The organism is Paenibacillus sp. DRB1-1 (assembly GCF_052119485.1).
Lineage (GTDB): Bacteria > Bacillota > Bacilli > Paenibacillales > Paenibacillaceae > Paenibacillus > Paenibacillus polymyxa_B.
This window is the reverse complement of record NZ_JBODQH010000001.1, coordinates 4930961-4955982: the sequence shown is the minus strand read 5'-3', so window position 1 is coordinate 4955982 and position 25022 is coordinate 4930961. Positions and strand designations below refer to the sequence as shown.

The 25022-nt window shown below is 46.2% G+C and carries 27 protein-coding genes; 5 read left to right on the top strand and 22 right to left on the bottom strand.

All coding sequences use genetic code 11. From position 1 onward, the window contains the following. Nucleotides 1-37: 37 nt before the first annotated feature. The 5 genes from sigF to ACQW03_RS22075 all read right to left on the bottom strand — a co-directional run bounded on the left by sigF (nt 38) and on the right by ACQW03_RS22075 (nt 4757). Entirely contained in the window at nt 38-793 is a 756-nt protein-coding gene (gene sigF / locus ACQW03_RS22095; protein ID WP_023989213.1) for an RNA polymerase sporulation sigma factor SigF, read from the bottom strand. A gap of 11 nt (nt 794-804) precedes the next feature. Continuing rightward, nucleotides 805-1260 (bottom strand): anti-sigma F factor, encoded by a 456-nt coding sequence (gene spoIIAB / locus ACQW03_RS22090; protein ID WP_013310781.1) that lies wholly within the window; start codon nt 1258-1260, stop codon nt 805-807. After that, entirely contained in the window at nt 1257-1610 is a 354-nt protein-coding gene (spoIIAA, locus tag ACQW03_RS22085) for an anti-sigma F factor antagonist (protein WP_013310782.1), read from the bottom strand. Before spoIIAA ends, spoIIAB begins: the two co-directional genes overlap by 4 nt. 96 nt (nt 1611-1706) lie before the next feature. Next, on the bottom strand, nt 1707-2900 hold the full coding sequence (locus ACQW03_RS22080; RefSeq protein WP_441951744.1) for a D-alanyl-D-alanine carboxypeptidase family protein: 1194 nt from the start codon (nt 2898-2900) through the stop codon (nt 1707-1709). Between the two features lie 213 nt (nt 2901-3113). After that, nucleotides 3114-4757 carry a glycosyl hydrolase family 28-related protein gene (locus ACQW03_RS22075; protein WP_441951742.1) on the bottom strand — a complete coding sequence of 548 codons (1644 nt, stop codon included), beginning with the start codon at nt 4755-4757 and terminating at the stop codon, nt 3114-3116. Between the two features lie 205 nt (nt 4758-4962). On the opposite strand from ACQW03_RS22075, the gene ACQW03_RS22070 reads away from it, so the two are divergent. Further along, nucleotides 4963-6174 (top strand): O-antigen ligase family protein, encoded by a 1212-nt coding sequence (locus ACQW03_RS22070; RefSeq protein ID WP_071644326.1) that lies wholly within the window; start codon nt 4963-4965, stop codon nt 6172-6174. A 123-nt stretch (nt 6175-6297) separates the two neighbouring features. Here ACQW03_RS22070 and ACQW03_RS22065 read toward each other — a convergent pair whose 3' ends face one another. The 7 genes from ACQW03_RS22065 to ACQW03_RS22035 all read right to left on the bottom strand — a co-directional run bounded on the left by ACQW03_RS22065 (nt 6298) and on the right by ACQW03_RS22035 (nt 11904). Next, a complete protein-coding gene (locus ACQW03_RS22065; RefSeq protein ID WP_441951740.1) occupies nt 6298-7122 on the bottom strand; it encodes a purine-nucleoside phosphorylase in 825 nt (274 codons plus the stop codon). A 72-nt stretch (nt 7123-7194) separates the two neighbouring features. Next, a complete protein-coding gene (xerD, locus tag ACQW03_RS22060; protein ID WP_071641452.1) occupies nt 7195-8139 on the bottom strand; it encodes a site-specific tyrosine recombinase XerD in 945 nt (314 codons plus the stop codon). A 105-nt stretch (nt 8140-8244) separates the two neighbouring features. Next, on the bottom strand, nt 8245-8487 hold the full coding sequence (locus ACQW03_RS22055; protein ID WP_023989220.1) for a YqzK family protein: 243 nt from the start codon (nt 8485-8487) through the stop codon (nt 8245-8247). 166 nt (nt 8488-8653) lie between these two features. Beyond that, on the bottom strand, nt 8654-9151 hold the full coding sequence (gene fur, locus ACQW03_RS22050) for a ferric iron uptake transcriptional regulator (RefSeq protein WP_013310789.1): 498 nt from the start codon (nt 9149-9151) through the stop codon (nt 8654-8656). A 99-nt stretch (nt 9152-9250) separates the two neighbouring features. Further along, a complete protein-coding gene (gene spoIIM, locus ACQW03_RS22045) occupies nt 9251-9904 on the bottom strand; it encodes a stage II sporulation protein M (RefSeq protein WP_023989222.1) in 654 nt (217 codons plus the stop codon). A 187-nt stretch (nt 9905-10091) separates the two neighbouring features. Beyond that, complete coding sequence (locus tag ACQW03_RS22040; RefSeq protein ID WP_441951737.1) at nt 10092-11288, bottom strand: endonuclease Q family protein; 1197 nt, start codon at nt 11286-11288, stop codon at nt 10092-10094. 4 nt (nt 11289-11292) lie between these two features. Then, nucleotides 11293-11904 carry an NUDIX domain-containing protein gene (locus ACQW03_RS22035; RefSeq protein WP_071641456.1) on the bottom strand — a complete coding sequence of 204 codons (612 nt, stop codon included), beginning with the start codon at nt 11902-11904 and terminating at the stop codon, nt 11293-11295. 125 nt (nt 11905-12029) lie between these two features. On the opposite strand from ACQW03_RS22035, the gene mciZ reads away from it, so the two are divergent. Beyond that, complete coding sequence (gene mciZ / locus ACQW03_RS22030; protein WP_071641458.1) at nt 12030-12173, top strand: Z-ring formation inhibitor MciZ; 144 nt, start codon at nt 12030-12032, stop codon at nt 12171-12173. 71 nt (nt 12174-12244) lie between these two features. On the opposite strand, the gene ACQW03_RS22025 is transcribed toward mciZ, so the two are convergent. Then, nucleotides 12245-13378 carry a tripeptidase T gene (locus tag ACQW03_RS22025; RefSeq protein WP_025723037.1) on the bottom strand — a complete coding sequence of 378 codons (1134 nt, stop codon included), beginning with the start codon at nt 13376-13378 and terminating at the stop codon, nt 12245-12247. A gap of 85 nt (nt 13379-13463) precedes the next feature. On the opposite strand from ACQW03_RS22025, the gene prli42 reads away from it, so the two are divergent. Beyond that, complete coding sequence (prli42, locus tag ACQW03_RS22020; protein WP_023989226.1) at nt 13464-13568, top strand: stressosome-associated protein Prli42; 105 nt, start codon at nt 13464-13466, stop codon at nt 13566-13568. Nucleotides 13569-13689: 121 nt separating this feature from the next. Here the strand turns inward: prli42 and lipB are convergent, their stop codons facing one another. The 6 genes from lipB to ACQW03_RS21990 form a co-directional block, all read right to left on the bottom strand. Then, complete coding sequence (lipB, locus tag ACQW03_RS22015) at nt 13690-14388, bottom strand: lipoyl(octanoyl) transferase LipB (protein WP_071641462.1); 699 nt, start codon at nt 14386-14388, stop codon at nt 13690-13692. Between the two features lie 45 nt (nt 14389-14433). Continuing rightward, nucleotides 14434-15822 (bottom strand): dihydrolipoamide acetyltransferase family protein, encoded by a 1389-nt coding sequence (locus tag ACQW03_RS22010; RefSeq protein WP_071641464.1) that lies wholly within the window; start codon nt 15820-15822, stop codon nt 14434-14436. A gap of 88 nt (nt 15823-15910) precedes the next feature. Further along, the gene (locus tag ACQW03_RS22005) at nt 15911-16897 is read right to left on the bottom strand and encodes an alpha-ketoacid dehydrogenase subunit beta (RefSeq protein WP_076293007.1); all 987 of its coding nucleotides are present in this window, start codon (nt 16895-16897) and stop codon (nt 15911-15913) included. Nucleotides 16898-16899: 2 nt separating this feature from the next. After that, nucleotides 16900-17928 carry a thiamine pyrophosphate-dependent dehydrogenase E1 component subunit alpha gene (locus ACQW03_RS22000; RefSeq protein ID WP_220029800.1) on the bottom strand — a complete coding sequence of 343 codons (1029 nt, stop codon included), beginning with the start codon at nt 17926-17928 and terminating at the stop codon, nt 16900-16902. 140 nt (nt 17929-18068) lie between these two features. Then, a complete protein-coding gene (gene lpdA / locus ACQW03_RS21995; protein WP_441951732.1) occupies nt 18069-19490 on the bottom strand; it encodes a dihydrolipoyl dehydrogenase in 1422 nt (473 codons plus the stop codon). Nucleotides 19491-19616: 126 nt separating this feature from the next. Further along, nucleotides 19617-19850 carry a hypothetical protein gene (locus tag ACQW03_RS21990; RefSeq protein WP_441951730.1) on the bottom strand — a complete coding sequence of 78 codons (234 nt, stop codon included), beginning with the start codon at nt 19848-19850 and terminating at the stop codon, nt 19617-19619. Between the two features lie 209 nt (nt 19851-20059). Between ACQW03_RS21990 and ACQW03_RS21985 the strand changes: the two genes are divergently transcribed. Continuing rightward, on the top strand, nt 20060-20656 hold the full coding sequence (locus ACQW03_RS21985) for a thymidine kinase (RefSeq protein ID WP_023989232.1): 597 nt from the start codon (nt 20060-20062) through the stop codon (nt 20654-20656). A 171-nt stretch (nt 20657-20827) separates the two neighbouring features. Then, nucleotides 20828-21604: a sporulation protein gene (locus ACQW03_RS21980; protein WP_071641472.1), complete on the top strand. Its 777-nt coding sequence runs from the start codon at nt 20828-20830 to the stop codon at nt 21602-21604. Between the two features lie 109 nt (nt 21605-21713). Here the strand turns inward: ACQW03_RS21980 and ACQW03_RS21975 are convergent, their stop codons facing one another. The 3 genes from ACQW03_RS21975 to ACQW03_RS21965 form a co-directional block, all read right to left on the bottom strand. Then, on the bottom strand, nt 21714-22118 hold the full coding sequence (locus ACQW03_RS21975; RefSeq protein WP_071641474.1) for a hypothetical protein: 405 nt from the start codon (nt 22116-22118) through the stop codon (nt 21714-21716). A 362-nt stretch (nt 22119-22480) separates the two neighbouring features. Next, nucleotides 22481-23035, bottom strand: coding sequence for a hypothetical protein (locus tag ACQW03_RS21970; protein ID WP_272638339.1), 555 nt, complete (start codon nt 23033-23035; stop codon nt 22481-22483). 114 nt (nt 23036-23149) lie between these two features. Then, nucleotides 23150-24850 (bottom strand): methyl-accepting chemotaxis protein, encoded by a 1701-nt coding sequence (locus ACQW03_RS21965; protein WP_441951727.1) that lies wholly within the window; start codon nt 24848-24850, stop codon nt 23150-23152. Nucleotides 24851-25022: the final 172 nt, after the last annotated feature.

Below are 25022 nucleotides of genomic sequence, written 5' to 3'. Positions count from 1 at the left end.
CGTAAGCATAAGGATTTCACTAAGATCCTGACTGTTATTATTGGGCAATCTGATCGCGGATCAGTTGTAAAATCTTTTTTTCCAGCCGTGATACCTGCACCTGAGAAATACCAAGCCGACTTGCAACCTCTGATTGAGTCTGATCCCGGTAGTAGCGCAGGTACACAATCAACCGCTCACGCTCAGATAGTCCGCCAATGGCCTCATTGAGTGCCAGCTTGTCGAACCATCTTTCCTGTGATTCGTCAGCAATCTGATCCATAAGTGTAATCGGATCACCGTCATTTTCGAACACCGTTTCGTGAATTGAAGTAGGCGGCTTATTGGCCTCCTGCGCAAAAACAACATCCTCCGGTGTCACTCCTAGCTCATCAGCAACTTCCTTGACTGTAGGCAGGCGGTTGAGCCGTTTGGATAGCTCGTCCTTCATTTTACGGACCTTATTGGCCGTTTCCTTCAAGGAACGGCTAACCTTGAGTGTACCATCATCACGCAGAAACCGTTGAATCTCACCGATAATCATCGGTACTGCATATGTTGAAAATTTGACTTCGTAGCTGAGATCGAATTTATCCACCGATTTTAACAAGCCGATGCAACCAATTTGAAACAGATCGTCAGGTTCATACCCCCGGTTCATAAAGCGCTGCACGACAGACCAGACGAGCCGGATATTACTATTGACCAGTGTCTCACGAGCCTCATTATCACCGGATTGACTCAGTGCAATAAGCCGCTTGACTTCCGCATCCTCCAAATAGCTGTGCGAAGTTTTTTTTCCTCCTGCTTCCATAGGATCAACTCCTAATTATATAAAGCTTTCTTGGATTCAATCCTTTTCTTCATCCGGACCGACGTGCCTCCGCCCGGCTCACTGACTGCTTCAAACTCATCCATAAAATTTTCCATAATCGTAAAACCCATGCCGGAGCGTTCCAATTCAGGTTTGGACGTGTATAGAGGTTGCTTGGCCAGCTCTAGATCCTCAATTCCTCGGCCTGCGTCCTCAACAACCAACGTGATCACGTCCGCTTCAATCCCGACTTTGATCGTTACGACACCTGACGGGTCGCTGTCATAACCGTGAATAATACTGTTTGTCACCGCTTCAGACACCACGGTTTTCAAATCGCTTAGCTCATCCATTGTGGGATCAAGCCTGGAAATAAAGGCAGCGACAGCCACACGAGCAAATGCTTCATTCTCCGATTTGGCAGCAAACTGCAAGCTCATGAAATTGTTTCCCGTGCCTTCTCTCATGACACAACCTCCAGTTCCGTGAGCGCATTTCCCTCGTTGTCATATATGGGCATGATTTTGAACAGCCCTGACATATCCAGCAGTCGGTGTACTGGCGGATTGACATCACAGACTGCCATTTTTCCGCCCTTTTGCTTGATCAGTTTGTACCGTCCCAAGATAACGCCAAGGCCGGAGCTATCCATAAACTGAAGATTCTTCAGACTGAGCACAATATGCTCGCATTGCCGGCGCTGAATCGCCTCGTCCATTTGCATACGGACCATGTCCGACGTATGGTGATCAAGCTCACCAGACAGCCTTACAATCAGTACCCCCCGGTGATGCTCCATTTCAATTTGCAGGTTCATGCTTACTCACTCTCCTCCCGGTCTTGGACAAGGATTTCTACGTAGCCGCAGACGATTCCTGCCCTCCGACAAAACTAGAAGAAAACCCCGTAAAATCTACAAAGAAAATAGGTTCGACATGGTACGTTTAAACAATTTCCACCATCCGGCCTTTTCGATAGCCACAGGCGAAGTGATATTAAATTCCTTAAGCCGTTGTCCATCCTGATAGACGACCAACTTACCGATTGGGTCACCAGCCCGGACAGGAGCTTTGAGGCTTGGGGCCAGTTGCAATTCATGACGCAACGTTTGTTTGTTGCCACCTTTTTTCACCAGCACACTGTAAGAACGGTCAGCCTGAATTTTCAGCTCTGGCAATACGCCTTTTTCAACTTTTACGCTGCCCAGCAATTCACCCGGCTTGTATATGGATTTCATTGTATATTGAGAAAATGCATAGTCGAACATGGAAGATACTTCATTGTTGCGTATCTTCGTATTGGGCTCCCCGAGCACGACAGCTACGACACGCAAGCCATCACGCTTCGCAGTAGCGGAAAGACAGAACTTTGCTTCTGCCGTATAGCCTGTTTTCAGCCCGTCTGCTCCAGTATAGAAACGGACAAGTTTATTCGTATTCACCAGCCAAAAGGGTTTGACTGAGGATTTGCGCAAATAGTCCTGATAGGCTCCCGTATATTTCGTAATTTGCGGGTATTTCAACAACTCCCGGCTCATAACCGCAATATCATGCGCAGAAGAATAGTGATTCTCTACGGGTAAACCGTTGCAATTGGCAAAATGCGTATCCTTGAGCCCGAGCTGCTGCACCTTCGCATTCATCATCTCGACAAAAGCCTGTTCAGATCCTGCAATTTTCTCAGCCATCGCCACAGAGGCGTCGTTGCCGGAAGCCATTGCAATTCCCTTCAGCATCTCATCGACCGTCATTTCTTCTCCGGGCTCCAAGAAAATTTGCGAGCCTCCCATTGAAGACGCATATTCGCTGGCCCGAACTTTATCGGTCAGCTTGAGCTTGCCATCTTGAATGGACTCCATTGTCAGCAACATCGTCATAATTTTGGTGATGCTCGCTGGAGGAAGCTTTTCACGACTGTTTTTTTCATAGATGACTGTGCCCGTATCTGCGTCCATCAGGATCGCCGAGAGAGCCTCGGGAGCCAGCTCAGCCGCTGATCCCTCTTTGGTTTTGTTTTCAGGTCTGCTTTCTTCGGCCCAACCGCCGACAGGGACGGCAGTCAAGGCTACCAGGCAAGCCAGGATGAACGCCACCACTTTTTTCTTCACAATCGGTTCCCTCCTCAACATATTGGCGTAAAGCACCGGAGCCCATTTACTTACCCCTCCGGCCTATTCGCGTGCTGCTAACCATTGTCGTCAGAATGAAAGAAAAATATTCCATATGAATAAAAACATCAAATAGCACCAAGCTGAGTCAGCATGGTGCGCATTTTCCAATATATAAAATGACAGAACATCTATCGTCTGTGAAATAATTGTTTAAATTCGGCTTACGGTGAAATATGTGATTCCTCCACCCGGTAGAATATCCATTGTATTTTGACTGAACACCCGTATATCAATAAAAGAATTCGCTTCCAGTCTAAGTTCCATTGCTCCACTCAATGCACTATAGTTCAGTCCGCCAATGACCCTATCATCGAGATAAGCATAGGCGGAACTCCCGGCAAGCTGCTCATCATTCAGGTGAAGTGCCAGCCGTGTGCGATTGCCAGCCACTTGAGGATCGGTCGAAATGTAGACTTGTATTCTGTATTTCCCAGCTCGCTTGGCTCGCCATCGGCTATTCACCGCATCGAATTCGATCAGCTCATCATGGTTGATTTGATTGAACTTCACCTTCTGCCAGCTACCTGCGGGAAGATTTTGCCTTGCTCCCAGGTAGGCTTTAACAAAGGTTTCGTCCAAATGCTCAATCCCGTTGTTCGAGTATTTCTCGACAAGCAGCAAAGCCTGCCCTGTCCCATTATTCTCGTCATAACGATTGTTGCTATAGCTAAAATCCAAATGTGAGCGAAGTGTCACCTGCTGTGTGGAAGAGCTACCAGAGAAAGAAATAAGCTGCTTTAGATTACGGGGATACCCTCCCACCTCGTCCACCAAAACTTTTTTGCCAATGACCACATCCACAAAATAGTTACATACGGATTGGGTGTCATCGAATTTGTCCGCTATCGCTAAAATGGAGTCACGCAAGGCCACATTTTTTGTTTCTTTGGTAGCACCAATTTGAATAAAAGAAGGCACTGTCATCTTATGCTCTCTGCTTAGTCCCTCAAACCAGCAGCCTATAAATTCAGCGTTCATAAAATCATTAATTAGAATGGGAATATCATTGGAACTTCCATCCTTAATATGCTGGCTAGCCAAAAATCTGGCCCCATTGGAGCTATTCAGATCCAATGCCGTATCGTTCCCCAATGTAAAAAGCGCTATGCTAGTAAACTGTGAACTTCTGTTCTGCAAGTGAATCCCTGTTTTATTGTAATTAATCTCCGTGCATTTAAAGAAATTCACATCACTTTCGTAGCCCCAAAAAGCCGTTTCAAAATGCTCAATTAGGACGTTATCCAGGACAACTCCGCCACCCTTCCAATCCTGGATACCCAAAGTACCTTTGCCATAATATCCACGCTTCACTGACTGCGAAAACGGATTATTTAATGTAGCTCTGTCAGCCCCCTCGTACCGGATCGATAAGTCATGAAACTGCACATTTTGATATCCGCTAAACGATGGTAGACTTTCATCTCCAATTTGAAAACAAGGACCCGTACCATAATATTCAATCGACGTAACACCTTTGCCTTGTCGGTATCTGCCCTTATGAATGCCAAAAATGCGCACACCCTGCTTGCGAATCTGTAAGGTAGAGGTTATTTTGTATCGTCCACTGGGGATGTGAAGAATGGAATAATCGGGGGTCTTATTAATCAATTCCTGCAAAGCTGCCGTGTCATCCTGAATACCATCACCAGCAGCTCCAAACCAGCTCACGTTTACACTGCGTTCAATGAATTCTTTTTCAATGGTTTTAAAATTTTCATTTAATTGCTGCGGCGTTAACTCTTTGCCCGTACCACTCAAATTCAACTTCAAACGGTCTGTAAAATGATCCGCCACCCGAACACCCCCATGTTTAAAAACATAAAAAGTTCCTTTTTTGACCAAGCCGAAGAATTCTTCATTTTCTTAGCATGGACTGAGTATATGCACAAGAGGGCTTGCTCTAGGCTTGAGAAAAATGAAAATAAATATATTATTATTATTGTACAAGAAGATACGTTTTGTATATTATAGATACATAATGTATCTAGGCGGTGAAATCGTGAAACATGTACTTACAGTAGCTGGTTTACTGGCTTTTTCGATTCCTTATGCTTGTCAGGGTTTGTCCCCCAGAGTTATCACGATTTCCGTGCTTATCCTGTTGTTCAGCTATACCATGCTACTACCTTCACTCAAGTCATTGATCGCAACCTTAGCCGACAATCCGTTACTGACTTTACTCACGCTGTACATCGCTGCCTCCTGTTTATGGGCTGAACAAGAACAGACCTCTTCCTTGCTGATGGTTCTCAAATTCCTTGCCTTCTCTACCTTTGGGCTCTATTTGGTCACCCATTATACAACTCAGGGCTGCATTCGCCTCTTAGTCGTTACGTTAAGTATTTTGAGCATACTCAATCTACTCGCCGTTTTGCTCGTTCCCTCCTTTGCCATTCATGGTGGAGTAGAACATACTGGGCTATGGAAGGGCATCTCTGGTCATAAAAATACACTTGGAACTCTCTCTCTGTTAAGTTTTGTTTCACATGTCATTTATTTTTTCAGGGGTAAACGTAAAGTTTTGCATATCGGCTTTATCTTACTCAATGCCCTATTGCTTATCGAGTGCCAATCTACCACCTCTTTGGTACTGACATCTTCGCTCTTCGTATTTATATTGTTTATACTGCTATTCAAGAGAATCCGAAGCATTGCGTTGCGCGGTTTCTTCATTAGCGGTTCCTGCTTGCTCGTTCTTTTGGGTTTGGTATTCACCTTTACTTATGGAGATGCAATTGCGTCGGAATTCGGAAAAACAACGACCTTAACTGGAAGAACGGAAATCTGGCAGGGGATTGGTGGTGCTATTCAGAGCCATTACTGGTTCGGACATGGTTACGGCTCCTACTGGGCAGCCCGACCCAGCATCTATGCGAACGGAATTCGATTTGATCTGACAAGCAGCCATAGCGGTTTCCGTGATCTGTGGATCGATGTGGGCCTTACAGGACTACTGGCAACAATTACACTCGCCATAACAACTTTATTTAAATTCAGAATTGGCAAAGCAGATATGTATACATGGCTGACGGCAGCAGTTTTTTTCCTATTTATTGTATTGAACAATATAACGGACAGCCGTTTCCTGAACTCGCTAGCCATTTACTGGATCATTTTTATGGTTATTGTGATCAAGGTGCAAGAACGACATAAACTGGCTGTAGCAGAAAAAGCGAAATCAACTGCATTGAGCACGCCCCCTCTTCATTAGGAGATCATACTCAGCTCAACCGCTGATGTAAAAAAGAACCCCATACCCACGCCATCAAAAGGCGATCGGATATGGGGTTCTTGGGATATATGTCCACCGCTTCGGTTGAACATGATCCCCAATCTACATTTGTGGAATAATCGCTAGCACAAGTTTTAAAAATTGCTCACGTACTTTCTCTGCCGTCTCCATCACTTCACCATGGGACAAAGGCTGATCCAGAATGCCTGCGGCCATATTCGTGATACAGGAGAAGCCCAGTACCTCAATACCTGCATGACGGGCTACAATAACCTCAGATACGGTCGACATACCCACCGCATCTGCACCCAGTGTACGCAGCATAACGATTTCAGCAGGCGTTTCATAGTTAGGTCCCAGCAATCCAGCATATACACCTTCTTGCAGACTGAAGCCCTGTTGGTTAGCCGTTTGCTTGGCAATTTCACGCAAGCGGCGGCTGTACGCCTCCGACATGTCTGGAAAACGAACGCCCAGACCAGCATCGTTCGGTCCGATCAATGGATTTTGTCCTGTCAGATTAAGATGATCGGAGATGACCATCAGATCGCCTGCTTCGTAAGAAGTGTTTACACCACCTGCTGCATTCGTCACCAGCAGACTTTGAATCCCCAATTGCTTCATCACCCGAACTGGGAAAGCCGTCAGCTGCGGGACATAGCCCTCATACATATGAAAGCGCCCTTTCATCATGACGACAGCGCGACCTTCAATCGTGCCTAACAGTAATTCTCCCTCGTGACCTTCTACTGTCGATACAGGAAAATGGGGAATATCCTGATAAGGAATACTAATTCCATCCTGAATTAAATCGGCTAGAATACCGAGACCTGATCCCAGAATAAGACCAATCTCTGGACGTATTCCGCTCTTGGCACGGATATAATCTGCTGCTTCCTGAATTGTAGCTTGGTTAGCTGTTGACATTAATATCTCTCCTGACTTGTACAATCGTAAAGTTATAGTCATTATCACATTTTCTATGAAAGCAAAGTATCGTTACGTTCGATCTTTGCTTTCATGAGAAGTGCGGTTGCCGCCGTGCGGGTGATGCTTTTCATATACTTCCTTCATATTCCGTCTGGCTGTCTGCGCATATACCTGCGTCGTTGACAGATCAGCATGACCCAGCATTTCCTGTACAGAGCGTAAGTCCGCTCCGCCCTCCAGCATATGTACCGCAAAGGAATGCCGCAACGTATGGGGCGTGATATCCTCGCTTATGCCTGCTTCCTGGCCGTACTTCTTAATCATTTTCCAGAAGCCCTGTCTACTGAGACGCTGACCAGATACGTTCAGGAACATGGCTTCCTGCTCTACCTGAGCTTCTTCACCCTGCCCGGATCTCAGCAATAATAGACGCTGCTCGTCCATGTAGGCTTGTGCCCACTGGGATGCCTCACGGCTGATCGGTACAACACGCTCCTTGCCTGCCTCGCCGCCACAGTGCACAAAGCGCAGATCGGTGCGGACATCACGCACGTTTAGGGCAATCAGCTCCGATACACGAATGCCCGTCGCATATAGCAACTCCAGCATCGCCTTGTCTCGCACCCCTTGCGGGGCAGTCACATCCGGCGCGTCCAGCAAACGCTCTATCTCATCCTGCGTTAGCACCGAGGGCTTCTTTTTAGTCGCTTTGGGCAGCTCCAGTAGAACGGACGGATCATGGATCGTAATTCCCTCCCGAATAAGAAAATGAAAAAAGGAGCGAATGGAGGCGACGCTACGTGATATCGTCGCCGCAGCTTTTCCCTGTTCCTTCAAACGGCTCAAATACAGTACCAGATGTGACCGTTGGACGTTATCCGGCTGCTCAATACCACAGCTTTCTGCGAACTCGGTAAACTGCTGTACGTCCCGTTGGTACGCTTCCAATGTGCTGCGCGACAAGCCCTTTTCCTCATCCATATATTGAACGAAAGGTTGAATGTACATTTTCATGAGTTCCAAAAGTCTCCTTGTTCTGCATACAGCGGTTCAGTCTCAGCGTCTGCTTCTTCGTGTGCTGCGTTCATATCATAAGCTCATCAAGACCGATTACTTAGACTATTCACCATACCAGTAAAAGAAACGTAAACGTTCCAACACTGCTATTCGATGCTCGGACCCTTCATTTACTTTTTGTCCGCCAAATACCTTAACTGCATGTCCTTCCGGTATTCGGTAATGATCTACAGGTGTTATCCAATCTGTAAACAGCCTGAGGCTATAAAAGAACATACATGCCAGCACCCCGAACAATATTACCAAACGCAGCCATTTTAGTCCTCTCCGCAACGATAGTACCATGTGGATCAGCCGCCTTTTCCCCAGAATATAGTCTCTAATAGGACTCTCTATGGAAGGGTATGACAAGCTATTCCTTTTTATACCGCTTAATCCCGAACAACAGATTCCGAACCAAAAAAGCTCTCCCGAACGCATCTTCGTCGGTGAGAGCTTGGGTAGTCAGCTTTTAGTCCTGAGATTTGTTTTTTCTGGATTTGCCCAAAGATTTCTGAGCCGTTGTATCGTTCTTCGCCTTACAACGGTAACAAATACCGTGGAAGTCCAAACGATGATCCACAACGGTAAAATTATATTCCCGTTCCAGACGCTCCTCCAATGGTCCAAGCCAATCTTCCAGTATTTCATCTACACTGCCACACTGCACACATATCAAATGGTGATGGTGATGTTTGGTTGTATCGCCGCGCAAATCATAACGCGCAACGCCATCACCAAAATTAATTTTCTCCACGACATGCAGTTCACTTAGCAGTTCTAGGGTACGGTATACGGTTGCCAGACCGATTTCGGGAGCTTTCTCTTTGACGAGCATAAATACATCTTCCGCACTCAGATGATCATCTTCGTTCTCAAGTAAAACTCTGACGGTGGCTTCCCGCTGAGGCGTTAGTTTGTAGCCCTGGGATTGCAGCTGCTGCTTAATTTTTTCGATCCGTGCTTCCATGTGTCTCCCTCCCCCTGCAAAGCTACTGCCTACTGCACTTTTTTCACTCCTATTATTATAGGGGGTCTATACAAATAAAGTCAAACATTTTGAAACGGATCAAGATGATACGGAAGCTGTCAGCATAGGAGTGACCCATTGCATCATAACCGGTGTGATCCAAGTTTCAAAGGACGCGCTACCGATAAGAAGCACCATCATCACAGCAGTCAATCCTGCATAAGACAGCAACGGACGCAGCATCCCGTCTGAAGGCCGGGTAGCGAGTATTTTGGTTTTGATCATATGGATGGAAAAAGTCATCGCAGCCACGCTGCAGACGAGCAGTACCGGAATGACGAGCAGGTTATGGGGAGCAACTGAAACCAAAGAAAATAGCAGTCCTTTCCACGAATATTGCCCCACCATATAACCTACTGAAAATCCGATTAGCACACCCTTGAGGAAATTCAATACAAGAATGCCCGGCAGACCGATAACCGAAAGGCCACACACCCAAATTAGGCCGACCCATTTCAGATGTAAAGATACGCTATCCCAAAAGGTCGAAGCCGCTTGCGAATCAGCGAAGCCCTGTTCGTTTTGATTGACCGTTACAAAAAAATCCTTCAGGTAACGGGACAAATCCTGTAACTGCTCCAGCGAGAGCGCGTTTACCATAAGTGCGCCAAAGACGACTCCCACCAGAAACAGCACAGCCAAGAAAACATAATACGGCGTCTGATCTTTTAACGTATGACGAAACCATTGCATCGGCGTCTGCCCCTTTCATCTGCTTGTTTGTCCAAAAAACAACCGTAATCCGACGGCTGATGGCTAGAAATGGGGCAGCTTTCACTGCAGATCAAGCATCACGAATGATGTGCCAAGCCAGCGGCATAGATAATTTATGGTTATGAACAAGCAGACACTGATATGCCTTTAGAGGGACAAGACTTTACTAGGACTTAGCTATTTTGCCGTATGTTCCACCACCACCGGATACAAGCGACAGTCGCCCTTCGCGTGAAAGCACAATTTGCTCTGCCAGCACTTTTCCGACGACTGCTGCTAACTCCTCCTGTGTAACCTCATGTAAAATATTCATTTCTGTTCCAAATGCAGCCAATAGCTGGTTCAGCTTGGCTTTGCCCAGACCTGGAATAAACTCCAGTGGAATCTGGTAAATGTACGGCGGACGATGGGAAGGAATCATGGGCTGTTCACGGTCGGCAATGCTCCATATTCGATCCAGCACACCTCGCACCAGCTTGGTATGACCACAGTCAGGACAACGTTCATCCGACATCTGTTGCTCGTCAATAATCGTACCGCAGCTTTGACAGTAAGAACGATGGTATTTGCCCAGTTTCGGATTTAATCCGTAGTTGGCACGCACCCGTCGTCCTTCCCGCCGCTCCAAAGCCATTCTGAATTCATCAAAACACGGCTTTGCCAGTGATAATTTGTTGTATTCTCGTCCGATTTTCCCAAGTGAATGGGCATCTGAATTCGTGAGAAAGCTGAAGCGATCCAGTTCCGAAATCAAACCGGCCATAGATGAATCTGCGCTCAGCCCCAGCTCCACCCCGCTAACGAGCTCCATATCCAGCAGTTCCTCCATACGGGCCGCTGAGCTGCCGTATATGCCCTTATGAGGAGTAAACACGTGTGCAGGCACCATAATGCCTCCACGTCCGTAAATTTGCTGCTGCAACTCGCGTGGCGGCGCATAGATTCGTTGTGAGCTAAGATTAACATTTTTCATATGCCGGGCCAGCCATTGGGTAAAATCCTCCATCTCCGCCAGATCTGGAAAATAGGCCAGTACGTGCGCCTCAGGGCGACCTTCAGCACGTATTTCCAACTCCGTGCCAAGGAGAATAACCGTATCCCGGTAAGCGATACCGCCGCCGCTGATTTCCTTCATTTCACCCGTATGTAAATAGGTACGAATATCCTCCTGTACATTAGGTGCATGGCAGTCAATGATACCGATCAGCCCAATTCCTTTACGACCGGAGGCTTCCTTAGCTATGTTGGCAAAGGTCAGATCGCGGCTGCCACTAATTTTGACCGGATTTCCCTTCTCTGTTCTGCCAATATGAATATGCAAGTCTGCAAAGTAGTCGTTAAGTTCTACTATATTTTCATCCATCCGCTTAGAAGCTCCCTGTATGTTGGCGGAGTTGCCATGCATAGACGGCCAGAATCGTTTTAGCATCACTAATCCGTCCTTCACGAATGAGCGTCTGTGCTTCTTCCAGCGTCACCTCAAACAACTCCAGAAATTCATCCTCATCCGGTTCCATCTCACCTAACTCCAGTTCTTCGGCCACATACAGATGAATGATTTCATCCGCAAAGCCAGGAGAGGTATAAAAGGAGTGCAGCAGCTTCAACGACTTGGCAGTATAACCTGTCTCTTCTCTCAGCTCACGCCCCGCTGCTTCCATCGGGTCTTCACCCCGCTCTAGCTTACCTGCAGGAATTTCTACCTCACAGCGCCCCATCGCCTGTCTGTACTGGTCCACGACCAGCATTTTCCCTTCATGTAGAGCCAAAACAGCCACCGCCCCTGGATGCTTTACGATCTCACGCTTTCCAGTGGAGCCGTCGGGAAGCTCTACCGTGTCTACCTGTAATGTAATGACCTTCCCCTCAAAGATAGGCTGTGTAGACACGGTCTTTTCCTCCAGCGCAGGATTGGAATAAGGCTTGCGATGTGCATCGTTTGTTGGTTTGTTTAATTGTCCGTTCGTTTGCTCGTTCATCGGTAAGTTTCCTCCTTCATATCTATCTTTCTTTATTAATTATCACCAAAGTTAGTCTAACTTGTCCACTTTGTACATATGCTGGTGGTAGGATAACAAACTTCCTGTCATGAGGAGATGCAGAAATGAAAAGCTACCGTACTGAAAGCACCCTCCATATCGTTGGTAAAGCCTGGCAGATTCAAGCACTCTTGCGTCAGTGGCAAAAGGAACACGGACCTACCGCCACCATCGCTTCGCTAGCTGTTTCAAAAAAGGTTCAGGTCTAAAGACGAAGGAACGCTGTTCCTGTCTTTAACCTGAACCTTTTTTCAGTATGTTGCAAGTGTATGATACAAGTTTATTTTGTGGTTTCTTGAATCAGAGCTATGACAACTTCAGCAACCTTCACCAGGTCATCGGCCTTGATTTTTTCCTCTGTTGTATGGATGTTCTGGTAGCCCACAGCCAAATTCACCGTTGGAATTCCAAGCCCGTTGAATACATTAGCATCTGAGCCACCACCGGAATGGAAGGTGGACGTTGCCAGTCCCAGTCCTTGAATTGCACGCTGTGCAACCTGTACAACTTCGTCATGCTCCGTAAAGCTGAATGCCGGATAGATGACTTCACTGCGGAACTCTCCCTGTGCACCAAATTCGCGTGTGGTGGTTTCCAGCGCTTCACGCATATGCTGGATTTGATGATTAACCTTTTCCTGCACAATACTACGTGCCTCTGCACGGATTAATACAAAATCGCATACCACATTCGTCGCGCCGCCGCCCTCGAAACTGCCGATGTTAGCGGTCGTTTCCTTATCAATCCGTCCTAGTTTCATTTTAGAAATGGCTTTAGAAGCGACCTGAATGGCACTAATGCCATCTTCGGGATTTACCCCCGCATGAGCGGACTTCCCAGTTATCTTCATTTCAATACGTGCCTGCGTTGGGGCAGCTATACAAATAGAGCCAACTTCACCATTCGAATCCAAAGCATATCCGAAATCAGAATCTAGCACTTCAGGCTTCATCGCCCGTGCACCCATCAAACCAGATTCCTCGCCAGCCGTAATCACGAACTGGATTTGACCATGGGGAATATTCTGCTCGCGCACGACACGGATCGCCTCGAACAAAGCAGCAATTCCCGCCTTGTCGTCAGACCCCAGAATCGTTGAACCGTCACTACGAATCCAGCCATCCTCGCCCAACTGTGGCTTAATGCCTTTACCTGGAGTAACGGTATCCATGTGGCAGGTAAAAAATAATTTAGGTGCTTGCTCCACACCTTCCGCTTTCCAGGTGACGATCAGATTGCCTGAACCATGTCCGGTTCTTTCACGAGAATCGTCTTCCATTACTTCCAGCCCGAGTGCATTAAACTTTTCTTTTAAAACACGTGATATTTCCTGCTCATTTTTCGTTTCACTATCCACCTGTACGAGTTCCATAAATTCCTGTACAATTCGGTCTTTTACTACTTTTACTGTCATTAAACTTTCCTCTCTTTCCCGATTACGCTACAATACGGATAGATGTTCTTATCTATGACTTAAACCTATCCTAAAGGAGTTACACATGTCGAACAAAAAATGGGTTCGTTTTTTCGTCTACATTATGCTCGCAGCTATGATTGGTTCTACGCTGTTCATGGTAATTGAGCCGTTTATTATGCCACTATAATAACTATACCGCTCAAGGTATCCGGCTGCTCTAAGGCACTGTTGAAGCCTTAAGTGGACGAGCTGTTACGTAAAGCAAACAGGCGGGCTTCCGTGTAGATACACAATAGCCCGCCTTACCTTTATTGGAAAGAATGCGTTTGCCATTGCGCGGCAAATGAAAATTGCTGTTCAAAGAACGGTACAATTTCCTTCGCAATCTGCTCCACCGACATAGGATTCTGTATGCAGTCCTCCAATGATGTCACACCGTATTCCTGAATTCCGCACGGGACAATGCCCTCAAAGCCCTCATGCTGTATTCCTGATTTGATGTTAAAGGCAAAGCCATGGCTGGTTACGAAGCCCCGACGGTGCTTACACTTGTTGAATTTGACGCCAATGGCCGCAATTTTAAGATTCCCGATCCATACCCCCGTATATTCAGGCTTACGACTTCCCTCAATCCCATAAGATGCCAACAACCGAATGATCACTTCTTCCAGACTTCGAAGGTATCCGTGCAGATTCAGCGCCTCCCGGTTGCCGAGCATAAGTAGAGGATATCCGACAAGCTGCCCCGGCCCATGATATGTAATGTCTCCCCCACGGTCAATCTGAAAAACGCTGATTCCCTGCTCCTTCAGTTGCTCTGGTGTAAGGAGCAAATGTTCAGGATGCCGCTGAGAACCAATCGTATAGGTCGGCGGATGCTGGAGAAGCATAAGCGTTTCTCTTGCCTCTCCCGCATCCAGCTTTCCCACAATCTCCTTCTGGACATCCCATGCATGGGCATATTCCATCCTATTCGTATAGGTTACATCAAGCGGTCGTCTGTTCACGGCCTGTCACTTCCTCTTCGTACATTTCCCCCACTGTTCGGATGATTAGTACAGCTTCGTATCCAAGGTGTAGCCTTCTAGATTTTCTTTAACCCGTTGCAAGAATCGTCCGCAAATCACTCCGTCCAAAATGCGATGATCCAGCGACAAGCACAGATTAGCCATCGAGCGAACCGCAATCATATCATCAATAACCACTGGTCTTTTGACAATGGATTCAAAGGTAAGAATTGCAGCCTGCGGATAGTTAATTACCGGATAAGATAAAATCGAACCAAAGGAGCCTGTGTTGTTTACAGTGAACGTTCCGCCTTGCATGTCGTCCAGTTTGAGCGTGCCTTCCCGGGTTTTACGTGCCAAATCGTCAATTTCACGAGCTAATCCAGCAATATTTTTCTGGTCCGCTTTTTTAATAACAGGAGTAAGAACGGAGTCCTCTGTACCCACGGCTAGTGAAATATTGATATCTCTTTTGACGATAATTTTGTCCACAGCCCACACCGAATTCATGATCGGATATTCCTTGATTGCATTCACGACTGCTTTCATGAGGAAAGCCAGATACGTAATATTGATGCCTTCTTTTTGCTTGAACTCGTTTTTGATCTTGTTGCGGAGCATTACCAGGTTGGTCACATCCACCTCAATTGTCGTCCATGCATGTGGAATTTCGGAAACGCTTTGTCGCATATTGCGAGCAATTGCACTGCGAATGGGTGTAACATCAATAAAATACTCGGATCTGTTGTTGCCACCCTCAACTTCGATCACAGGAGCTTTTGGAGCCTCCGTCAAATGAATCCCACTGTTACGAACCGGAATAGCAGGGTCCATATTTTGAATGGGTGTATTGTGCTGAGTGGCAGACTGCTGTCTTCCTGCAAAAGGAGAGCCTTGTCCTGATGTTGTCGCAGTCGGCTGTCCAGATACTCCAGTGGGAGCAGAACCGCCCTGCTGCACATAATTCAGCACGTCTTTGCGGGTAATTCTTCCCGCCATGCCCGTGCCTGGTACTTGGCTTAAGTCGACATTATGCTCAGCAGCCAGGGTTTGCACCGCTGGGGAAAAACGTCCTCTCATGGACTGGTCCGACCCAGCACTCTGCTGAGATTGTGTTTGCACGGTACTTTGAGATGCTGGTGCAGCAGGTGTCGCTCCTGATGCCGACGCAGGTGCAGCCGACTTCGTCTGGATACGGCAAATTAACTCGCCTACCGCTACTGTCTGACCTTCCTCTGCCAACAGATCACCCATAATGCCGTCCAATGTGGATGGGATTTCTGCATTCACTTTATCTGTAATAACCTCGCAAATCGGCTCGAATTGCTCTACCGTTTCACCAGGTTGTTTGAGCCATTTGGCAATTGTCGCTGATACGAGCGATTCTGCCAATTGTGGCATGGTCACGTCGTTCCATTGTGTTTGGTCTGACATTTTTTCAACTCCTTAACATTATAGGAGGGCGCGTTTTACCGCTGCCCCCGCTATACTTTTGGAATGCTTTCGTCCAATCTGCCCTATATTAATACATTGCAAGACGGCGCATGGCTTCCTTAACTTTATCCTTGTTTAACATATAAAACTTCTCCATCGGTGGACTGATCGGCATGGCTGGTACATCAGGAGCACATAGACGCTCAATCGGCGCATCCAGCTCGAACAGACACTCCTCGTTAATAATTGCCGATACCTCGGCACCGATGCCGCCCGTTTTGTTGTCCTCATGCACGATTAATACCTTACCTGTATGTCGTGCAGCCTCAATAATGGCTTCGCGATCCAGCGGTTGGAGTGTGCGCAAATCCACAACATGTGCGGTAATGCCCTCTTCCTTCTCCAATTCCTCAGCAGCCTGCATAACAAAATGCAAAGGCTGGCTATATCCGATGACCGTAATATCGTCACCCTCACGTAATAGATTAGCCTTGCCAATCGGAACGATATAATCATCCTCAGGCACTTCACCCTTGATCAGCTTGTAGGATTTTTTATTTTCAAAAAACAGCACTGGATCAGGGTCACGAATGGCTGCTTTCAACAATCCTTTTGCGTCATAAGGTGTAAATGGAGCAACAATTTTCAAACCCGGCGTACCAAAAAAGATAGATTCTGGACACTGAGAGTGATACAAACCACCAAAGATACCACCACCGATTGGCGCGCGGATTACCACAGGACAGTTCCAATCGTTGTTAGAGCGGTAACGGATTTTAGCTGCTTCACTAATAATCTGATTCGTAGCCGGAAGCATGAAGTCCGAATATTGCATTTCGGCAATCGGCTTCATTCCGTACATGGCTGCACCAATCGCAACCCCGGCAATAGCCGACTCAGCCAATGGCGTATCCATGACACGTTGCTCACCGAATTGGTCCATAAGCCCTTTTGTCGTTGTAAAGACGCCCCCCTTCACCCCGACATCCTCACCTAATACAAAAACCGTTTCATCCCGCTCCATCTCTTCTTTCATGGCAAGACGAATCGCATCAATATATTCCATAATCGCCATCGTTACCGGCCCTCCCCATCGCTATCCGCATACACATGCAGCAGCGTATCTTCGGGCTTTGGAAAAGGCGCTTTATCTGCATATTCAATCGCTTCCTTGACTTCGAGCAGCAGCTCAGCCGACAGATCCGCATCCTTGGCCTCATCCCAAATGCCGCATTCAATCAAGTAGTTTTTCATACGGGCTACGCCATCCTTGGCCCAGTTCTCATCCACTTCCTCCTTGGTCCGGTAAGCCAGATCATTATCCGAGGTGGAGTGAGGAGACAGACGGTACATCATAGCTTCGATCAGCGTAGGACCATCACCGCGAACAGCACGTTCCCGTGCTTCCTTCACCGCCGCATATACCGCTAACGCATCATTACCATCGACTCGAATCCCTGGAAAACCATATCCCAAAGCACGGTCGCTTACCTTGCCTGCCAACTGTTTATGAATCGGAACCGATATCGCATATTGATTGTTCTCGCACATAATGATGACGGGCAGCTTCTGTACACCAGCAAAGTTACAGCCTTCGTGAAAATCTCCCTGGTTGCTGGAGCCTTCCCCAAACGTAACAAACGAAACAAAATCCTTTTTCTGCATTTTGGCAGCCAAAGCTACACCTACTGCATGCGGAACCTGTGTCGTTACTGGGCTGGAGCCAGTCACAATACGCAACCGTTTACTACCAAAATGTCCTGGCATCTGGCGACCACCGCTATTGGGATCATCTGCCTTGGCAAATGCCGACAACATCAGTTCGCGCGGCGTCATTCCTACCGCAAGCACGAATCCATAATCCCGATAATAGGGAAGAAAATAGTCCTTTTCCCGGTCAAGGCCAAAAGCTGCACCTACTTGTGCCGCCTCCTGTCCAATGCCAGAAACGTGGAAATTAATTTTCCCTGCCCGTTGCAGGAGCATGTTGCGCTCGTCAAATCTTCTTGCGAGCAACATATATCTGTACATATCAATAACTTGTCCGTGAGTAAGTCCCAGCTGTTCATGTCTGAAGCCAGCGTCTACAGCGCCTTTAGAACTCATTGAGGCACCTCCTTAAGTGTCAAACATCCTACTTCCAGTACCTAGTACCATCTTGTCTTAAAACCTGGTACTAAACTCTGGCTAACCCCATTATAATCCTTTTCTCCCCAAAAAGAAAAGCACCGATTTATTTGAAACGTTTATATGCCAATCGCTTGTCCATCAACGGCCAGCATCGCTTCTCCCAAAATCTCCGACAACGTCGGATGCGGATGAATAAGCTGTCCGACTTCCCACGGCGTAGCATCCAGTAGTTGCGCAAGAGCGGCCTCGCTGATCAGATCCGTCACATGCGTACCGATCATATGTACACCGAGAATATCATTGGTCTTCTCGTCGGCCACTACTTTGACGAAGCCGTCCCGACTACCGTATACTAGCGATTTTCCGATAGCTTGAAAAGGGAATTTTCCTGTCTTCACCTGATGTCCACGCTCACGGGCTTCTTGCTCCGTTAAGCCGACGCTCGCGGCTTCAGGTCGTGTATAAATACACCGCGGAATCAGATGGTTAGGTACACTGTGAAACTCTTCGCCCGCCATATGATGAACCGCCTGCAAACCTTCATGGCTCGCCGCATGCGCCAGTTGTAAGCCGCCGATGCAATCTCCAATGGCGTAAATATGTGGTTCATTCGTCTGCAAATGATCATTAACCGAGATAAAGCCACGCTCTACGCGGATATCCGTATTTTCCAGCCCGATATTTTCCACATTTGCCTGACGCCCTACAGAAATGAGCAGTTTGGAAGCGCTGAGGGTTTCGGTTTCTTCCCCTTTTTGCACGTCAATCTGTACGCCTTCCTCATCTTTGCCGTATGTTTTAGCCAGCACTTGTGAACCCGTCAGCACCTTGACACCACGCTTGGTTAACAAGCGCTGCATTTCACGTGAAACGTCTTCGTCTTCCGTGGGAATAAGCCGATTCGCGGCTTCAACTACCGTAACCTCCACGCCAAAATCATTTAGCATGGAAGCCCACTCTACGCCAATAACACCACCGCCCACGATAATCAGGGATGCTGGTAGCTCCTCCATGGTTAACGCTTCGTCACTGCTTAGAATAAATTCGCCATCTGGCTCTAGTCCGGACAGCACACGCGGGCGTGATCCCGTTGCAATAATGAGATGTGCAGGAACAATCGTCTCCATCTCACCATCTTCTAGTTCCACAGCAACTGCCCCGCTTTTTGGAGAAAATATAGACGGCCCAATCACGCGTCCCTTACCACTCAGCACCGTAATTTTATTTTTACGCATCAAAAATTGAACGCCCTGATGCAGCTGCTCCACAACGGCTTCCTTACGCTCCTGAACCTTAGGAAATACAAGTTGTGCTCCCGATGTCTCAATACCGTATTGTGCACTTTCCTTAATCGCCGCATATACTTCCGCACTGCGCAGCAAGGCTTTACTCGGAATGCAACCACGGTGCAGACAGGTTCCACCAAGCTTGTCCTTTTCGATGATAACCACTTCCTTGCCTAGCTGGGCGGCACGAATGGCTGCTACATACCCCCCGGTTCCTCCACCCAAAATAGCGACATCACAATGTATAGTCATGTTTCTCCTCCATTAACAATTGATTATATATAGCTTATTGTACTCTCTTTATTTCACTGTACAAAATATAGCATTTAGGCATAGGCTGCAAAAAAGCTAATCCTTCAATCCAAATATCTTTCCATATCATTCATATAGCGCATCTCGTAATTTGGTAGACATCCTGGGATTTTGCACTGATTTGGCTCGCAGCGCCTTGCGAAATGATTCATTTTGCTTGCGCAGAAAGTTCAGCTCTGTCTCCAGCTCAGTGATGAGTTCTAGAGCTTGCGGACTGATCAGCCCTTGCTCCAGTAATGCTCCTTTTTCGGCACTATAATCCGTATTTTTTTCGTCCATGCCTTTCACTCTTCCCTTCATTCCACTACGCTTCACCATATCATGCCAGAGGCGGCAGAGCAATGACGACCACATTTACGTTTTAGGAATAGACATACAACAACATGTCGAAAAAACAATATATTTTCTCTAGTCTGTATGCGGCTGGTTATGGTAATCTATAATGGCGTTTTCTTTCGGAGAAGAAGATTTACAGTGTTATGTACATGTTACAGAGAGGGGAATTCGCTTTGCCTACAGGACGAATTACGATTATTACAGGCCCCATGTTCAGTGAAAAATCCGGCGAATTGATTCGCCGCTGTCAAAAACTAATCCAATACGGGCATCGTAAAGTGGTCGCTTACAAACCCGCTGAAGATAACCGCTATGCCGAGGACGAAATAGTAAGCCGGATCGGATATCGGCTGCCCGCTATCTCTATCCCCAGAAAACTCACGGATGAGCTCGTTCAGCGTATTTTGCAAGAAACAAAAGATGCCGACGTGGTTGCCTTTGACGAAGTCCAGTTTTTCAGTCGTCATATTATGTCGCTCGTACAAGAGTTAGCTTATTGCGGCAAGCATGTAATTGCCGATGGGCTGAATCTGGATTATCGAGGCAAAGAGTTCGGCTATGTCGGTGGTCTGCTCGCCATGGCGGATGACATCGAGAAGCTGACTTCCTTTTGCGCTGTATGCGGTAGCTCGGAAGCAGTATTTACGCAACGTATGGTAAATGGTAAACCTTCCACTGTAGGACCTATTGTGATGATCGGTGACTCTGAGGCTTATGAGCCTCGCTGTCGAAATTGCTTTATACCTCCTCATAAAGTGAACTGCGATTAGTAGACAGATAGATCGACAAGCTGCAATATACCTACGTGAGTACCAGTGACTTTTTTCTTGCATTTTTTTGGAACGATTTGAACCATTGCCCCGTATATCCGGTTAAGCTGTACAAGTTTTTAGTTTTCGTTTGTATATCATGACCATGAGGTTATCTGGGGGGACGGAATAATGAGTTTTTTTAACAAAATCTTAGCAAGCGCAGGAATCGGTTCAGCTAAAGTCGATACGCTGGTAGATCAAGCCGTATATGTGCCTGGGGAAGAACTTAGTGGCATCATGCGCATCAAAGGCGGCAAAATTGATCAGGAAATCGGCAAAATTGACATTGAGCTTAAGACTGAATATATCGTGGAGCACGACGATAAAAAAACTACCACCACCTGCTGCATTGCACGGATCAAGGTATCTGACGGCTTTCATCTAGAGCAAGGACAGGAGCTTGAAATTCCTTTTTCCTTCAGATTGCCGTTGGAAACTCCTGTTACTCACGCCAAACAGCCCGTCTGGCTGGAAACAGCATTAGATATTGGCATGGCTTTGGACCCGACCGATCGTGATTCACTAAAAATCGAGCCACATCCCTATATGAATACAGTGTTTGAGGCGGTTCACCTGTTGGGCTTCCGATTCCGCTCCTCCACCTGCGAACGTCACCCTAAGCTGGGACGCGGTGTTCCGTATGTACAGGAATTTGAATTTACGCCCGGATCAGAATATGCACGTGATATCGAGGAGCTGGAGCTGATTATGCAGTTGGAACCCGAGGGTGTGCATGTGCTTGTAGAAGTAGACCGCAGGGGCAGAGGGTTATCTGGTTGGCTTGAGACTGCCTTTGATATGGATGAGCGTCATGCCTGGTTGAGCTTAAGCCGGGAAGAGCTATCCTATGGACCAGATCACATAGCGGATGCGCTCGAGGAACTGATTGACAGGCAAATTAGATAGCACTGTAAAACACAAACAAAAAACTCCTAACCAATTTACTTACATACGGTTGGGAGTTTTTATTAACTATAAGAATTCTTTTATGATGGTCCTCACTCGTCTGTATAAACTAAAGTGGCAACATATCCTGTCTTTCCGCCTTATGCTTACACTCTTTGCATACCCCATACAGCGATCCATTGTCATCCGCATAGAAGGTTAATTTGTCTTCTTTTTTACAAAAGGAGCATTTTTGCTTGCCTGTGCCCTGGATAGAGTCAGACAGTCCAAATCCAGCTTGGGCCTGAATACCTGCTGCTTTTGCATTCGCGCGTGAGCCAGAAGACACTTTAGACTTAGATTCATTTCCGGTGCGAGATTGTCGAGCGGACTTACGAGGACGAAATTCAACCACATTACTGCCCCGCTGTTCATTCACTTGTTTGTTGCTGCTGCGACTACGCCTTGCTTTAACAATCCAACCCAACGTCACCAACAACACGCCAAAGAACACCCAAGTCAGACTATTCCACATGCTCTCATCCCTGCCTTTGCTTTAGAATCAATTGGGTTAATACCACTAGCCCGTTCAATGCGATGACTTAGCCTATAGCTTTATTCATTGAAATATACCCGTTATACAGCCTCTGTGCTGTTCATCCAATTGTCTACCCATATAAAAACCGTACCCTCCAGTGCAACATCCGACTCGCCTCTAAGCAAGAAATTGAGCATGTTAGGTAAATCATCTTTTCCTGAGGGGTACATTGACCCGTTTTACAAATTGTACATCATCCTTTTGAAAAACGATAATATCCCCTCTATGGAATTCGTTCTCCTTATCAAAATGCTTATCTACTGCCAATGGTGAGAACAAAAATGTCCCAGATGGCTACATTACTCCCCTTGATAATAAAAATCAATGAATCTTTTCGTCAACGGATTAAACTTATCAAAGCGTTTGCGATGCGGTAAAAAGCCTGACTTATGTACTTGTTCTGCTAGTGTTTCTACGTGTTCAAAACGCTTGAAAAAGGGTAACGCGAAAGTGTAGATATCTTCAATAATCTCTTCGATCACCCGTTCTCTTTCTGCTTCTGTGGACACAAGGTAATCCCTGTTTCCCGTATATTTCTTGGTCAGAGCAATCAACTCACTGTGAAAACAAGCCCCAGTACTATACTTCTTTTTTATTCTTTTGGATTCCACGATAATATATACTTTTAATGCACCATATTTCGTCGCACCAAAACAAATTTCAAATATAAATTCCTTGGTTTCTTTTTTCAAAACTTTTCTGCTTTTCAGATATTTAAAATCATTCAAAAATGGTGTAGCTATGATTTTGTCTATCGCTAACTGACGTAGGTCACTTGCTTTAAGTTCAGTCTTATTGTCCATGATGTCACTCCAACCCAAAGAATTTCCCACCATTATATCATATCTTTCCAATTACAGATTCCTCATATCTCCACCCTCTAATCACAATATATTAATAAAAAAAAGAAAAAAGCCGCTCACAATAGAGCAGCTAGTTCCTCTGAAACATAAAAAACAGTATACGAATTATACTTTGAATTTACCAATTTGCCCTTGCAGGTCCTCTGCCATCGTAGACAGGTTTCTTGCAGACGAAGCAATTTCCTCCATGGACGCCAGCTGTTCCTGAGTTGCGGCAGATACGTGTTGTGTCCCTGCTGCGGCTTCCTCAGCAATCGCTGAAATTTGTCTGACAAAACCAACAATCTCATCTGTACTTGCAGACATTTGTTCTGATCCTGCAGAAACCTCTTCAATTTCACTGGCCACTTTATTTACGGTTTCCTGAATTAGTTCAAAGGATGCGCCTGCATTTTGTACAACTTCACGACCTGTCATGACATCCTTCCCGTTGGACGCTACCGCCTCAATAGCATGGGTAGTATCCTTTTGAATCAATCCCACAAGCTCCGTAATTTGTTGGGCAGAATGAGCCGATTGTTCGGCCAACTTGCGAACTTCGCCTGCAACCACAGCAAATCCGCGACCATGTTCCCCTGCGCGGGCCGCTTCAATCGCAGCGTTCAAGGCAAGAAGGTTGGTCTGACTAGAAATATTGGTGATAACATCAATGATCTTGCCAATTTCGTCTGAGCGCTCTCCCAATCCAGCCATGAGATTTGCCAATCCATTCATCGAATCATTCACGGCATTCATCTGCGTAACTGCCTGTTGAATCATCTGGTTACCTTCAGCCGATTTATGGGCCGCATCTTGCGCAGATGCGAATACATTTTGCGCGCGGATGGCGATTTGCTCAACACCGATAGACATTTCTTCAATAGCTTGGGACGATTTCGTCACCATATCTACCTGGTCTCCCGTTCCAGTAGCTACTTCTTGCACCGTTTCAGTTATTTGTGCAGAAGCTTGGCTATTTTGCTCTGCGCTTGCCGTCAATTCTTCTGAGGAAGTGGTTACCAACTCAGTCGTTTTACTCACTGATTGAATCAGTTGGCGAAGGTTCTCAACCATAACATTGAAGGAATGTGCCAACGTACTGATCTCATCCTTGCCCTTCACAATGATAGCTTCACTTGTAAGATCACCCGATGCGATACTTTCAGCCGCACGACTGATTCGCAAGATAGGTTTAGAAATAATTTGAGCTATGATGATTGCCATGATCAATGCTAATATAACGGCTGCTATACTCAAAAAGATGACCAATTGTCTCCCTGAAATAAAGTTGTCAACAGCTTCTTTCGTAGTCTGTTTAGATCCATCTGCATTCAATTTAATGAGCTGACTGATCATATCGTTTGAACTATACCACAACTTATAGGACTCTTGATGAAGGATGCTTGATTGAGTGTAATCATTAGCTTTCCCCGCTTCAATCACTTCTGGCAACTTAGCCAAATACTCCGTATAATTTTTGGAGAATTCTTCGTACATTTCGCGTTCTTTAGGGGTAGCAATTAATTTTTCGTATGTTTTTCGGCCGTCCTCAATCTTTTTTAAAACCTTATCATATTCGGCCTGAACCTTCTTCATTTCCTCTGGGTCACGTTCTACAATAATATTTAATGAGAGCCGTTCAACATCAGATACATCACCATTTAGTGTTCCCAGGATGGTCACACTAGGCATCCAATGGCTATCAATTTCCATCGAAGTGTCGCCTAGGTTTTTCATTTTTGAGATAGATACTGTACTAATTACGATCAACAGGACTATTACCGCAAGAAAACCCAATATCAATTTTGTTCGGATGTTAAATTTCATATATTCGCTCCTCAGTTCTCTTTATATTAGATACTATATCGACAAGAAACGACACATTGTTTATATCAAAATTAAAGAGAATTTCAGAACTGTTTACAAAAGGAAAATTTTTCTTCGTGATGGATGTTGCAACTGATTCAGGGTCTATTTTATAACCTCGTGGAGAGCATTA